General features: G+C 68.6%; 12 protein-coding genes. 8 read left to right on the forward strand and 4 right to left on the reverse strand.

The window, feature by feature from the left end; all coding sequences use genetic code 11:
* Positions 1–409 (forward strand): peroxide stress protein YaaA (gene yaaA, locus WBV89_RS09185; RefSeq protein WP_423981037.1); only part of this gene is annotated, 409 nt, incomplete at its 5' end.
* Here the strand turns inward: yaaA and WBV89_RS09190 are convergent.
* The 3 genes from WBV89_RS09190 to WBV89_RS09200 are packed head-to-tail and all read right to left on the reverse strand — an operon-like array spanning position 387 to position 3,773.
* On the reverse strand, positions 387–1,610 hold the full coding sequence (locus WBV89_RS09190; protein ID WP_423981038.1) for an MFS transporter: 1,224 nt from the start codon (positions 1,608–1,610) through the stop codon (positions 387–389). The genes yaaA and WBV89_RS09190 overlap by 23 nt on opposite strands.
* A gap of 19 nt (positions 1,611–1,629) precedes the next feature.
* Entirely contained in the window at positions 1,630–2,943 is a 1,314-nt protein-coding gene (locus WBV89_RS09195; RefSeq protein ID WP_423981039.1) for a DNA-methyltransferase, read from the reverse strand.
* Positions 2,943–3,773, reverse strand: a complete 831-nt coding sequence (locus tag WBV89_RS09200) for an SDR family NAD(P)-dependent oxidoreductase (protein ID WP_423981040.1) — start codon at positions 3,771–3,773, stop codon at positions 2,943–2,945. The genes WBV89_RS09195 and WBV89_RS09200 overlap by 1 nt, the downstream gene beginning before the upstream one ends.
* A gap of 145 nt (positions 3,774–3,918) precedes the next feature.
* Between WBV89_RS09200 and WBV89_RS09205 the strand changes: the two genes are divergently transcribed.
* The 6 genes from WBV89_RS09205 to WBV89_RS09230 all read left to right on the forward strand — a co-directional run bounded on the left by WBV89_RS09205 (position 3,919) and on the right by WBV89_RS09230 (position 12,277).
* Positions 3,919–6,465 (forward strand): beta-glucosidase family protein, encoded by a 2,547-nt coding sequence (locus WBV89_RS09205; RefSeq protein ID WP_423981041.1) that lies wholly within the window; start codon positions 3,919–3,921, stop codon positions 6,463–6,465.
* A gap of 42 nt (positions 6,466–6,507) precedes the next feature.
* Positions 6,508–8,259, forward strand: a complete 1,752-nt coding sequence (locus WBV89_RS09210) for an alpha-amylase family glycosyl hydrolase (RefSeq protein ID WP_423981042.1) — start codon at positions 6,508–6,510, stop codon at positions 8,257–8,259.
* Between the two features lie 22 nt (positions 8,260–8,281).
* Positions 8,282–8,911, forward strand: a complete 630-nt coding sequence (locus WBV89_RS09215; protein ID WP_423981043.1) for a DedA family protein — start codon at positions 8,282–8,284, stop codon at positions 8,909–8,911.
* A gap of 45 nt (positions 8,912–8,956) precedes the next feature.
* Positions 8,957–10,144, forward strand: a complete 1,188-nt coding sequence (mftD, locus tag WBV89_RS09220) for a pre-mycofactocin synthase MftD (protein WP_423981044.1) — start codon at positions 8,957–8,959, stop codon at positions 10,142–10,144.
* 79 nt (positions 10,145–10,223) lie between these two features.
* Positions 10,224–11,018, forward strand: a complete 795-nt coding sequence (mftE, locus tag WBV89_RS09225; protein WP_423981045.1) for a mycofactocin biosynthesis peptidyl-dipeptidase MftE — start codon at positions 10,224–10,226, stop codon at positions 11,016–11,018.
* An 80-nt stretch (positions 11,019–11,098) separates the two neighbouring features.
* On the forward strand, positions 11,099–12,277 hold the full coding sequence (locus WBV89_RS09230) for a glycosyltransferase family 2 protein (protein ID WP_423981046.1): 1,179 nt from the start codon (positions 11,099–11,101) through the stop codon (positions 12,275–12,277).
* Here WBV89_RS09230 and WBV89_RS09235 read toward each other — a convergent pair.
* On the reverse strand, positions 12,222–12,758 hold the full coding sequence (locus WBV89_RS09235; protein ID WP_423981047.1) for a DUF4395 domain-containing protein: 537 nt from the start codon (positions 12,756–12,758) through the stop codon (positions 12,222–12,224). The genes WBV89_RS09230 and WBV89_RS09235 overlap by 56 nt on opposite strands.
* 131 nt (positions 12,759–12,889) lie before the next feature.
* On the opposite strand from WBV89_RS09235, the gene WBV89_RS09240 reads away from it, so the two are divergent.
* Positions 12,890–13,522 carry a Pr6Pr family membrane protein gene (locus WBV89_RS09240; RefSeq protein ID WP_423981048.1) on the forward strand — a complete coding sequence of 211 codons (633 nt, stop codon included), beginning with the start codon at positions 12,890–12,892 and terminating at the stop codon, positions 13,520–13,522.
* Positions 13,523–13,540 lie beyond the last annotated feature (18 nt).

Raw genomic sequence — 13,540 nt, forward strand, 5'->3', positions numbered from 1 at the left:
CCGCCGCCTGGTGGTCGTCTCCGGGCTGCTCGGACTCGTCCGCGGGAACGATCCGGTTCCCGACTACCGCTTGAAGATGGGGGCGAACCTCGCTCCGTTCGGAAAGCTCTCGACCTGGTGGCGTGACGAACTCTCGGACACGCTCAACCGCTACGCCGCCGGGCGTACCGCCGGACGCAAGCGGGTGATCATCGACATGCTCCCGAAGGAACATCGGGCCGCCTGGAGCCCCGACGCCCGGGTGCACGGCGTGTCGCTCGACTTCGTCGACCCCACCGGCAAGCCCGGAGGCCATTTCGCGAAGGCCGCCAAGGGGACCCTCGCCCGGGCGATCCTGGACGACGGGCTCGTCGCCGTCGACCGCTGGCGAGACGATCGATTCGAACTCACCGTGACCCCGCTCCGCTGACAAGCGGCCGAGCGTCGGGCTGCGTCATGCGATTGATGGCGACGAAGACGAGAGCAGCGGGCAAGGTGACCATCGCCGTCGCTGCCCCGACCGAGAGCGACGTCGCGGCCAGACCGCCGACGACGACCGGCGTGGCGAGCATGGCGATCCGCGCTCCGCCCGTGAGCGCACCGAGCCCCGCACCCGGCCGACCCCGGTACTTCGCAGCATCGTCGTAGAGCTTCGGAAACTGCGTCGCGATGCCGAGCCCGGCGACGAGGTAGGCGCCCATGACGACCCACCGGTTCGGGAAGAACGCAGCGACCGCGAGGCTGGTCAGGGTCATCGCGATCCCGACGTCGGCGACCCGGCGCGCCCCGAACCGCGCGACCATCGAATCGCCACCGAATCGGCCGACCGTCATCCCGGCAGTGAAGGCGACGTACGCCAGACCCGCCATTCCGGCGGTCACGTCGAAGTCGTCGCTGAGCCGAAACGCCGCCCAATCGCTCGACGTCACCTCCATCGAGATCGAACACGCGCCGGCGAGGGCCAGCATGACGAGCGGCTTTCGCGACCGGCGCCGTGCACGACCGCCGGGATCGACCGGTTCGTCCTCGATCACGAGTTCGTCCTCACGCAGGAGCCCGCGGCCGACGAAGACCAGGACCGCGCCGAGGACGCCCGCGACCCCGAGCAGATGCCACTGCAACGACACCCCCGCCGCCGCGAGTCGGGTCGCCGCGAAACCACCGACAACCGTGCCGAGACTCCACAACCCGTGGAGTCGATTCATCACCGGCGCCGAACGGCGGCCACTGATCCACGACCCCTGCATGTTCATCGCGCTGTCGATGAGGACATCGAACGCGGACATCGCCGCGAGACCGATCAGGAGCACCGCCGGCACCGTGGCGAATCCGATGATCGGCAGTGACAGACACACCGCGGCCCCGCCACCCATGAGCACGCGGCGCGTGCCGAACCGCCCGATCAGTCCACTGGTCGCAGCACTTCCGGCGACACCCGCCAGGGCACCCAACGCCAACAACACCCCGAGCGTCGCAGTCGACACACCGACCTCGTCGCGAATCTCCGGGAGACGCGGCACGAACGAGGCAAAGAGTGCTCCGTTGACGAAGAATTGAACGGCGACCGAGAGCAGCGCTCGACGGTCGACCGTCGAGAGACCGTCCCGAGGGCCCGGGTCCGATGACGGCACCGACGACCGACCTCGCTGCTCAACCGTGGAGTCGTGCGAGTGCGTCGGTCAATCGCTGCGCGGCATCATCGAGGGTGAGGTCGATGATCGCCTCGATCGGGCGCCCGGGACCGGTGACCGCAGCGAGCGGACCACCGCGGACGGTCCCGGCAGTGAGCACGATCAATGATTGCCCGCCCACGCCGTCCACGGCCGACTCGCGCAGGATCGACGCCTTGGCGACCGTCTTCCAGACGGTTTCGATCCGACTCAGACCGGGTCGCGCCGGCGTGTTCACGCCGCCGAACTCGAAGAGCTGCGAGGCGCCGTCGGGGCGGGTACCCCGGACGCTGACGGTGACCCCGGGAGCAATCCGCGGGTTGTCGTCGAGGACGTCGAAGCCGACCTCCTCGAGCAACGTCCGGGCCATCTCCTTGAGTGTGCGCCGGTCGGGCAGGTCCGCCGACGGGAGTGAATCGATCCGTTCCCGGGCCTGGCGGACGTACGCCGGCTCGGTGTCGTAGCCGATGAAGCGCCGCCCGGTTCGCTTGGCCGCGACGCCGGTGGTCCCCGACCCCATGAACGGGTCGAGCACGACATCGCCGTCGAAGGTGAACAGGTGCAGGCATCGCTCGACGAGCGCGACCGGGAACGGGGCGGGATGTCCCACCCGGGTCGCGGACTCCGCCGGGATCTCCCAGACGTCGAGCGTGGCCTCCATGAACTCGTCTCCGGGAACGGTCGGTTCGCCATTGGTCGACCGACCGAAGCCCCCGCGACCGACTCGGTCGAAACGGCCCTTGCTCGCGATGATCAGCCGCTCGGTCGTGTCGCGCAAGACCGGATTCGCCGGCGACTGGTACGAGCCCCACGCACACGATCCGCTGGCTCCGCGCTGCTTCTGCCAGACCACTTCGCCGCGCAGGAGGAGTCGGAGGTCGTCCTGGAGGATCGCCGTGACGTCGGCGGCGAGGTTGCGATAGGGCTTGCGACCGAGGTTCGCGACGTTGATCGCCAGACGCCCGCCCGGTTCGAGCGCGCGGACGCACTCGGCGAAGACGTCGCGCAGCAACTCGAGGTATTCGATGTAGTCGGCGGGGACATGGCCTTCGCCGAGGGCGGTCTCGTATTCCTTACCTGCGAAGTACGGCGGGGACGTGACGACGAGCGCGACGGACGCGTCGGGCACCTGATCCATCGCCCGCGCGTCACCCAGGTGGATCGTGTCGACCGCGCCAGGTGTTCCGAGCGTGTCGTCGTCGCTGATCTCGGGCGGCGCGAAACGCGCATAGAAGTCGGTTGCATCGTGCGACTCGCGCTTGCCGGCGCCGAATGCGGAGGTGGAGGTGCCCATCAGTCGGCACCGATCATCGGCGGGTTGGACTGACCGGCGGCGCGCTGCATCCGCTCGACGGGCGCCTGGCGCATGTCCTTGTGGGTGAGGATCCAGAACTGTTGGACGTCGACCGCTGCGACGAACGCGTCGGCGACGTCGGACGCGGGAATGCCGTCCTCGACACCCGACGTCAGCATCGCGCCGATCAACTCCCCGATCGGGCTGTCGACCGTGTCCGGTTCTTTCTGCATCAGGTCCGTCTTGACGAACCCGGGGCACAGAACGCTGACGCCCACGGGGGACCCGGTCGCTCCGAGTTCGAGGTACAAGCCCTCGCTGATCGCGACCACCGCATGCTTGGTCGCGTTGTACGGCGCGGCACCGGGGAGTGCCATCAGCCCGGCCATCGATGCGGTGTTGACGATGTGCCCGCTGCCCTGCTCGGTCATGATCGGGAGGAAGGCCCGGATCCCGTGGACGACTCCGTACAGGTTGATCCCGACCACCCGGTCCCAGAGATCGAGCGATCCGCCCCATGCATCTCCGACGCCCGCGATTCCAGCGTTGTTGAACAACAGGTGGGCAGCTCCGAAACGGTCGAGTGTGGCCTCCGCGAGCGCGGTGACCGACTCGGGGTCGGCCGTGTCGCAGATGACACCGGCGACCTCGCCACCGGCCTCGGTCAGGCGCGACTCGACCGCACGCAGCTTCGCTTCGTCGATGTCGGCGAGCACGAGTTTCATCCCTCGCTCGAGCAGTTGTTCGGCAACGGCGAGACCGATGCCGCTGGCCCCGCCGGTGATGACGGCGATGTTGCCGCGCGCGAGCACGGTGTCGTTCGAGGACATAGAGGTGAATCTTGCCAAAGTTCGCGCGACGAGTGGTCGATGTCGCGCGAGTCGCGCGGTCCGCGCGTGTCCGGGTCGGTCTCCGATGACTCTGCCGCAGTGGCTACACGCCGGAACGGAGCCGATCGCGTGGCATCATCTCCGGGTGATCGACATCGACGCCGCGCTCGCCACCCTCGACCTCGCCCACAAGTGTCGCCTGGTTGCCGGCAAGGACAACTGGCGGACCAAGGCCTTCCCCGAGGCCGGGATCCCGCAGCTGAAGATGTCCGACGGTCCGACCGGCGTCCGCGGCGAGGGGCACGGGAGTGCGGGCACCGCCGGCGTCGCCGTCCCCGCCGGGATCGCGCTCGGTGCGAGCTGGGACCCGGATCTGCTCGCCGACATCGGGGACCTGCTCGGCACCGAAGCCCGGCGCAAGCGGGCGCATGTCCTGCTCGGCCCGACCGTCAACCTCCATCGGACTCCCGTGGGTGGACGGACGTTCGAGTGCTACAGCGAGGATCCCGAACTCTCCGGAGCACTGGCAGCCGCCTACGTGCGTGCCGTCCAGGCTCACGGCGTCGCCGTCACGGTCAAGCATCTGGTGTGCAACGACACCGAGATCGACCGGATGACCGTCGACGTCGACATCGACGAGCGCCCGTTGCGCGAGCTCTACCTGCGTCCGTTCGAACGTGCGGTGAAGGAAGGCGGTGCGTGGGGGATCATGAGCGCCTACAACCGCCTCAACGGCGACCACGCCGCACAGAACCGTCGCCTGCTGACCGACATCCTGCGCGACGAATGGGGATTCGACGGCTTCGTGGTGTCGGACTGGTTCGGCGTGCACGAGCCGGTCAGCGCGGCGAACGCCGGGCTCACGGTCGAGATGCCCGCACCGGTTCGTGTGTACGGGCGACGGCTGGCCGAGGCGGTCGAACGCGGCGACGTGACCGAGGAGACCGTCGACGGTCTCGTACGCGATCTGCTCACGGTGATGAACCGCACGTCGGCCGACGAGCGGAGCTGCGACGAACCGGAAGAGGCGATCGACGACCCGACCGAGCGTGCGCTGACGCGTCGTGCGGCCATCGCGGGGACGGTGCTGCTGCGCAACGCGCCGGTCGCGACGCTCGGCCGCCCCGCACTCCCGATCCCGGTCGAGGGCCTCGGGACGGTCGCGGTCATCGGCCCCAACGCGGTGATCGACCGCTCGATGGGCGGCGGATCGGCGAGCCTCACCCCGTTCGGACACCGGACGCTGCTCGATGCGCTCACCGATCGGCTCGCGGAACGCAGCCCGTCGACCACGGTCGGCTACGACATCGGCGTCCGGATCGATCGTCTCACCCCGATCGCACGGCGCGAGCAGCTCCGCACTCCCGACGGAGCACCCGGTCTGCACCTCGAATACGTCAACGGTCGGGACTGGGATGCACCGATGGTCGTCGAGGCGAAATCGTCGACGTCGATGCTCCGGTTCTTCGGCACCACGCCCGACGCGGTCGACGCGACCGCGTTCGGCGCCCGCGTGACCGGTTCGTTCATCCCCGACGTCGACGGTCCGCACGTGATCGGCGTCGTCTCGACCGGTCCGGTCACGATGACGGCCACCACGGCCGGTGCCGAGCCGACGGTCGTGGTCGACGACCCCGACATGCTCCTGCCGCGCACCCGCGAGTTCTTCGGCTACGGCAGCGAGGAGTCGTGCGCGGTCGTGCACGCCACGGCGGGTGAGCCGATCGACCTCGCCGTCAAATGGACAACCGCGGCAGACAACGGGTTCGCCGCGCTGCGCATCGGAGTCCGCGCACCCGACCCCGACGACCTCTTCGAACAGGCCATCGCGTCGGCTGCCGATGCGGACGTGGCCGTCGTCGTCGTGGGCACGAACGACGAGTGGGAGACCGAAGGGTTCGACCGCGAGACGATGGACCTCCCGGGGCGCCAGAACGAGCTGATCTCGGCCGTCACCGCGGCGAACCCGAACACGGTCGTCGTCGTCAACGCCGGCTCACCGGTGACGATGGACTGGGCCGACGATGCCGCCTCCGGATCGTCTCCGGCGGTCGTCACCTCGTTCTTCGCGGGACAGGAGCAGGCCGAGGCGATGGTCGACGTCCTGCTCGGCGACGCCGACCCGGGTGGCCGCCTTCCGACCACCTACCCGGTGCGGCTGGCCGATCACCCCGCCATCGATCACCATCAGCCGGTGTACTCGGACGGGAAACCGCCGGTGCAGCGCTACGCGGAGGGTCTGTTCATCGGCCACCGGCACTACGAACGTTCGGGCATCGCTCCGCGCTTCTGGTTGGGTCACGGGCTGAGCTACGGCACCGCCACCTGGGGGACGGTCGACGTGTCGACCACCGACGTGGCGATCGGCGACCTCGCGGCGGACGGAATCGTCGTCAGCGTGCAACTCGACAACCCCGGCGCACCGGACGCGACCGTCGTCGTGCAGGGCTACGTCGCTCCGGTCGACGCGCCGGTCGAACGGCCCGCCCGCGAGCTCAAGGCGTGGGCGAAGACCGTCGTCCCCGGCGGATCGTCGACATCGGTCGAGTTGACCTTCGGGCCCGACGCATTCCATCACTGGGACGAGTCGAGCGGTGCCTGGGCGATCGCGAGCGGCGAGTACGACCTCGTGATCGCCCACTCGGCCGACCCGAGTGCCGAGCACCATCGCGTCCGCATCACGATCGCCTGACCCGGCGGAGCCATCAGCGGTGCCACCGCTTACATTGTCGCGATGAGTTCCGACCACTGGTGGCAGGATGCCGTCGTCTATCAGGCCTACGTCCGTTCCTTCGCCGACTCGAACGGTGACGGCGTGGGCGATCTCGACGGGATCCGGTCGCGGCTCGAGCATCTGGCGGCGCTCGGTGTCGACGCGGTCTGGTTGAACCCGTGCTACCCCTCACCGCAGGCCGACCACGGATACGACGTCGCCGACTACTTCGCGATCCACGACGAGTACGGCGATCTCGACACGTTCGACACGCTGCTCGCCGAGGCTCGCGCGCATGGCATCAAGGTTTTGATGGACCTCGTCCCGAACCACTGCTCGAACGAACACGCGTGGTTCGTCGACGCGCTGGCCGCACGACCCGGAAGTGCCGAGCGCGCCCGCTTCTACTTCCGTGACGGACGCCCGACCGACGACGATCCCCACGGTGCGGCACCGAACAACTGGTCGGCGGCGTTCGGCGGGCCCGCATGGCACCGTGTGGCGGACGACGATCCTCAGTGGTACCTCGCCACCTTCACGCCGCACCAGCCCGACTTCGACCACACCAACCTCGACGTCCAGAAGATGTTTGCCGATGTCTTCGAGTTCTGGTTCGACCGGGGTGTCGAAGGTTTCCGGGTCGACGCGATCAGCCCGGTCGGCAAACATCCGGATCTCCCCGATGCCCCTCCCGTCCCCGCGGGAACCGGGATGCTCCAGGTCACGTGGGAGAACCCCTACACGGTGTTCCGACCCGAGGGCCACGACGTCTGGCGCCGGTTCCGCGCGACGATCGACTCGTACATGGAACGCCACCCCGGACGTGACCTGACGATGATCGCCGAGGCCTACATGAACGGTCGCCCCGACCTGATGGCGTCGTTCGTCAACGACGAGCAGTTCCACCAGGCGTTCGCGTTCGATCTCCTGCTGTCCCCGTGGGACCGGTCGGAGATGGAGCGTGCGATCGGCGACACGCTCGACCTCGCCCACACCGGTTCGACCCCGACGTGGACGTTGAACAACCACGACGTGCAACGCGTCGTCACGCGACTCGGCCGCGACAACGCGACCGATCCGTCCACCGTCACCAACAACGCCCTCGAGTCGGTCGCGACCAGTGTCGACACCGACATCGGTCGCCGACGAGCGCGCGCGCTGATCACGCTGGCAATGGCGATGCCCGGTTCGCTCTACCTCTACATGGGCGAGGAACTCGGTCTCCCCGAGGTCCTCGACATCCCCGACGACCGGCGCGAGGACCCGGTCTTCGTCATCACCCACGGTGAGCGGATCGGCCGCGACGGGTGCCGGATCCCACTCCCCTGGACCGACGACCCGTCCACCAACTTCGGCTTCTCGGAGTCCCCGCTCACCGACGACGATGACGCCGAGCTCGAACGTGCCGAACCGATCGATGTGGCCGAGCCCTGGTTGCCACAGCCGGCGTGGTGGGGAACGCTCGCCGTCGACGAGCTCGATGGTGTCGACGGCTCGACCCTCGAGTTGTACCGCGAGGTGATCGCCGCCCGTCGCGAGTTCGCGACCACACAGGGGCCGACCGGTCACGTCCTGCATCTCGGTGACGGCGTGGTCGCGGTCCGCCGTGGCGATCTCGTGGCGATCACGAACGTCACCGCGGCACCGATCGCGCTCGATGCCGAGAGCGAACACCTCCGAGATGCGTCGCCGGTCTTCGCGTCGGAGCCGGCCGAACTGCACACACCTGGCGTGATCCCTCCGGACTCGACGATCTGGTTCATCACCGGATGATCGACGCCGGGAGCGACACCCCGTGATCGCCAACATCATCACCGACGTCACCGATCGGTTGCAGGATTTCTCCGCCTACTGGTGGTTCCCGCTGGTCGTCTTCGCGGTCGCACTGCTCGACTCGGTGTTCCCGATCGTGCCGGGCGAGACCATGGTGATCGTCGGCGGGGTCGCCGCCGGACAGGGAAACCAGTCGATCGTCCTCATCATCCTCGTCGCCGCGATCGGTGCTTTCATCGGCGACAACCTCGCCTACTTCATCGGACGCCACTTCTCCGAGCGTGTCGACGACTGGGCGGATCGAAAACCGAGTCGGAGCAGTCGCCTCGATGCCGCCGACCGCCAGATCAAGATCCGCGGCGGGCTGCTGCTGATCACCGCCCGTTTCATCCCCGGCGGACGCACGATCCTCACGATCTCGTGCGGGCTCACCAATCAACCGTGGCCCTGGTTCGCGAAGTGGATCATCATCGCCACCACCATCTGGGGGTCGTACGCCGCGTTGCTCGGCTATTTCTTCGGCCAGGCCTTCGAGGACGATCACGCACTCGCGTTCTGGCTCGCCTTCGGCGCGGCCCTCGCGATCACCGGCCTGATCGAACTCGTCCGCTGGCTCCGACACCGAGGATCGGGCGTGAAGCCGATCGCTTGAGCGAGGGCTGGCCCGCAGGCGCCCGCGAGCCGTACGCTGTCCCGCGTGTTCAATCCCTGGTTCAACCCGTGGTTCGAGTCGATCGCCGTCGCCCAGAAGCGAGCCAAGCGTCGGCTCCCGAAGTCGGTCTACGGCGCGCTGGTCGCAGGAGCGGAGCGCGGTGTCACCCGCGACGACAACTGCGCCGCGTTCGATGAGCTCGGATTCCGCCCGCTGACAGCCGGCCAGTCGGCCACCCGCGACATGGCCACCGAGGTCATGGGGCAGCCGATGTCGATGCCGGTCATGATCAGCCCGACCGGCGTCCAGGCGGTCCATCCCGACGGTGAAGTCGCTGTGGCCCGCGCCGCCGCGGCACGCGGTGTGGTGATGGGGCTGAGCTCGTTCTCGTCGAAGCCGATGGCCGAGGTCATCGCTGCCAACCCCCAGACGTTGTTCCAGATCTACTGGGCCGGCGACCGCGATTCGATGGTCGGCCGGATGGAGCGGGCGAAGGCGAACGGTGCCGTCGGCATGATCCTCACGCTCGACTGGTCGTTCGTGCACTCACGTGACTGGGGCAGCCCGGCCATCCCCGCCGCGATCGACCTGCCGACGATGATCAAACACGGTCCGGAGGCTGTGCTTCGACCGCGTTGGCTGTACGACTGGTTGCGCTCGGGCTCGATCCCCCAACTCGGCGTGCCGAACTTCCCCGTGTCCGAGGACGATCCGGTCCCCGGATTCTTCGATGCCTACGGCGTCTGGATGGGGACCCCTCCCCCGACGTGGGACGACGTTGCGTGGCTCCGCTCCCAGTGGGACGGCCCGTTCATGGTCAAGGGCATCAACCGCGCGGACGAGGCACGCCGCGCCGCCGACGCGGGTGCGTCCGCGATCTCGGTGTCGACGCACGCGGGCAACAACATCGACGGAACACCGGCGTCGATCCGGGTGCTCCCCGAAGTCGTCGCAGCTGTCGGCGACGAGATCGAAGTCGTCATGGATTCCGGTATCCGCCGTGGAAGCGATGTCGTCAAGGCGCTCGCGTTCGGCGCCAAGGCCGTGATGATCGGGCGCGGATACCTGTGGGGGCTCGCCGCGAACGGCCAGGCCGGCGTCGAGAACGTCCTCGACATCCTGCGGATGGGGATCGACTCCAACCTGCTCGGGCTGGGCAAGTCGTCGATCGCCGAACTCTCCCCCGACGACCTCATCATCCCCGATGACTTCTCACCACCCGCCCGCAACTGACCTGACATGCGCGTCGGTGCCAGGCACCGACGCGCATTTTCGTGGGTGGCGCGCGTCGATCACGCGAGACTGAGCCGCGATGCGACTGGGCGAGGCGACGTGGAACGAGGTCCACGCGGCGAAAGAGCTGATGGCCGATGACGATGGCACGCTGTCGCCGATCGTGCTCATTCCGGTCGGATCAACCGAACAACACGGCCCCCACCTCCCGCTGAACACCGACACACTCGTCGCGGAGGAGATCGCCGGTCGGGCACTGCACCGCACGACCGGGCTGATCCTCGGACCGACGATCTCGATCACCGCGTCGGGCGAACACGCCGGCTTCGCCGGAACCCTGTCGATCGGAGTCGAGGTGATGGCCGACGTCGCGACCGAACTCGGCCGCAGCGCCGACTGGGCGGCCGGCGTCGTCTTCGTCAACGGCCACGGGGGGAACCACGAACCGCTGACCCGCGCCGCCGAGTTGCTCACGTCCGAAGGTCGCCACGTGTTCTGCTGGTGGCCGCGATGGCGGCGTCGAACCGACGGCGGACCGCCCGACCTGCACGCCGGCCGGATCGAGACATCGATGATGCTGGCGATCGACCCGGGCCTGGTCCGCCTCGAGCTCGGGGTCCGCGGCCCGGACCTTCCGCTCGACGAACTGCTTCCCCGGCTGCGCTCCCACGGGGTCCACGGCGTCAGCCCCACGGGCGTGCTCGGCGATCCCGACGGCGCGTCGGGAGCGGAAGGCGAGCGGTTCATCGAGGACTTCGTCGACGACCTCGTGCTGTCGATCGAACGGTGGCGCCCGGTCGACGCGGCGCCACCCGAGACTCCACGCAGCGATGCCCGCGAGCCCGCCGCGACCGAGTCCCACCCCTCGGTGTAACGATGCGGTTCGACACGGACGCGACGTGGGACCGTCCGACGTCTGATCGACGGTCGGTCCTCGGCGGATCTCCCCTGACGATGCTCCGCGTCACCGCGGCCGGCGCGGCGGTGTGCGATCGCATCGAGGACGGATCGGAGGTCGAGGCGTCGTCGCTGGTCGACCGACTGCTCGACGCAGGTGCGATCCATCCCCGCGGTCGGGCACCGGCGAGCCGGCACACGATCGACGACGTCACGATCGTCACGCCACAACTCGGCGGTGAACGGAAACGCGACCGTGACATCACGGTCGACGACGGTTCGCTCCCTCCGATCGACGGCGCGACCGTTCGCCTCGACGTCAACCGCGGACCGGCGGCAGCTCGCAACGCCGGCCGTCGGGAGGTCGGCACGGCATTGATCGCGTTCGTCGACGCGGACGTGACGATCGACAGCGATTGGTTGACCCTGCTGCTCCCGCACTTCGACGACCCGGCGGTCGGTCTCGTCGCACCTCGGGTGATCGGCGATCCGACGTCCTCGCTCGACCTCGGCACCGAACCGGCACGCATCCGCGCCGGGACCCGGGTCGGCTACGTGCCCGCCGCGGCGATCGTCGTTCGCGCAACGGCGTTCGACGACGTCGGCGGGTTCGACGAGGCCTTGCGATTCGGCGAGGACGTCGACTTCGTGTGGCGACTCGACCAGGCGGGCTGGAGGTGTCGGTACGCGCCACGGTCGACGGTCCACCACGAACCACGCTCGACGATCGGCGGTCGACTCCGACAGCAGGCCGGATACGGCTCGGCTGCAGCACCGCTGAGCCTGCGCCATCCGAACGCGCTCGCGCCGTTCAGAGCGAACGCGTGGATGGCGACGGGATGGGCGGCGATCGTGCTCGGCCACCCGGTGGTCGCGACCGTTCTCGGCGCGGCCAACGCCGTCGCCGTCGCGAAGCGGCTGCCGGAGATCCCGCGCGGGCGCATCGCCCGACTCACCGTCGACGGACACGTCGCCGGAATGCGACACTTCGCGTCCGCAGTCCGCCGCATCTGGTGGCCGATCGCGTTCGCCATGTGCCTCGTGTCCAAACGGGCACGCTGGGTCACCGTCGCCGCGTGTGCGGCCGACATCGCGTCGGTGCCGACCGACGTGGCGTACGGATGGGGCGTCTGGCGAGGGATGGTCGACCACCGGACGGTGCGGCCGATCGTTCCCGAGATCAGCCGGTGGGAACCGGAGCGTCGACCGCGTCGACCGGCTCGCGCGAGCGGATGAGCGCCTGCTGCAATCGATCGCCGATGTCGTCGCAGTCGGCGCATCCCCAGATGGCAGAGTACGCGATGCATCCGAGACAGACCGCGAGGAACGCTTCGAGCGACGCCGCGACCACCAACCCTGCGATCAGCGCGACTGCCAGCCAGGTGGCTCCCATCGTCGAGGCGATCGCAGCACCCGTCGTGAAGACGACACCGATCAGTTGGGCGAAGCGCTTGGGCGGGCCGGGAACCCGACGGGAGTCGACACCGAACCGACGCTCGAGGAAGGGCGTCGCAATCCGGACGGAGAACTGCCCGAGCGGCGACGCGGTCGGGCCGGTGAGGACGCGAGCGACGAAGCCGTAGACCAGCGGCACGAGGATCCATGCCTCCCGGAAGACGACGAACGCAGCGCCCTGGATGACCACACCGAGCGCGACCAGGCGTGCCGAGGTCTCGTTGACCGGGTCGGGAAACTCGAAGAATCGCTGCACGTTCATGACAACCGAGAGCGTATTCACGACATTCCCGATCAGTCCACTCATGATTCTCGTCCGACGAGAGGTACACCACCCGGCCCGAGCGCCGACGGTTCGCGCCGGCGCGTGGTCGGATGAGCGATACTGCCGGGATGACGTCGATTCTGCGTGGCATCCGAGGGGTGATGGCCGTGGCGATCGCCGTGGCCATCGTCGCCCAGTTCATCCGGGCGCAGGACAATGCGATCTTCACCCCGACCAACTTCTTCAGCTACTTCACCGTCCTGAGCAACCTCGCGGCGATGGTCCTCCTCGGCTCGCTCGCCCTGCGCCCGGGCCTCGTCTCACGAGCGCCGTTCATCATCTTTCGCGGTGCCGTCACGGTCTACATGGCCATCACCGGCATCGTGTACAACGTGCTGCTGGCGCCGGCCGGGGCCGATGTCTCGACCGAACTCGCGTGGGTCAACAGCGTGGTGCACGTCATCGGACCGATCGTCGTGGTCGTCGACTGGTTCCTCGATCGATCGCCGACTCGCCCGACCCTCGGCCAGGCCGCGACATGGTTGATCTTTCCGGCGGTCTGGCTGATCTACACGTTGGTTCGTGGCCCGATGGCCGATTGGTACCCCTACCCGTTCCTCGATCCGGATGACCACAGCGCGGGCGAGATCGCCGTGACCTGCGCGGCGATCCTCCTCGCATTCGTCCTCGTCGGCCTGATCGTGCGATGGGGAACCGACCGGGTCGAGAACCCCGACGCTCAGCCGCCGATCGCGCGGTAGACGCGCTCGGCCGGCCCG

It is taken from the genome of Ilumatobacter sp., assembly GCF_049588435.1.
Classification (GTDB): Bacteria; Actinomycetota; Acidimicrobiia; order Acidimicrobiales; family Ilumatobacteraceae; genus Ilumatobacter_A.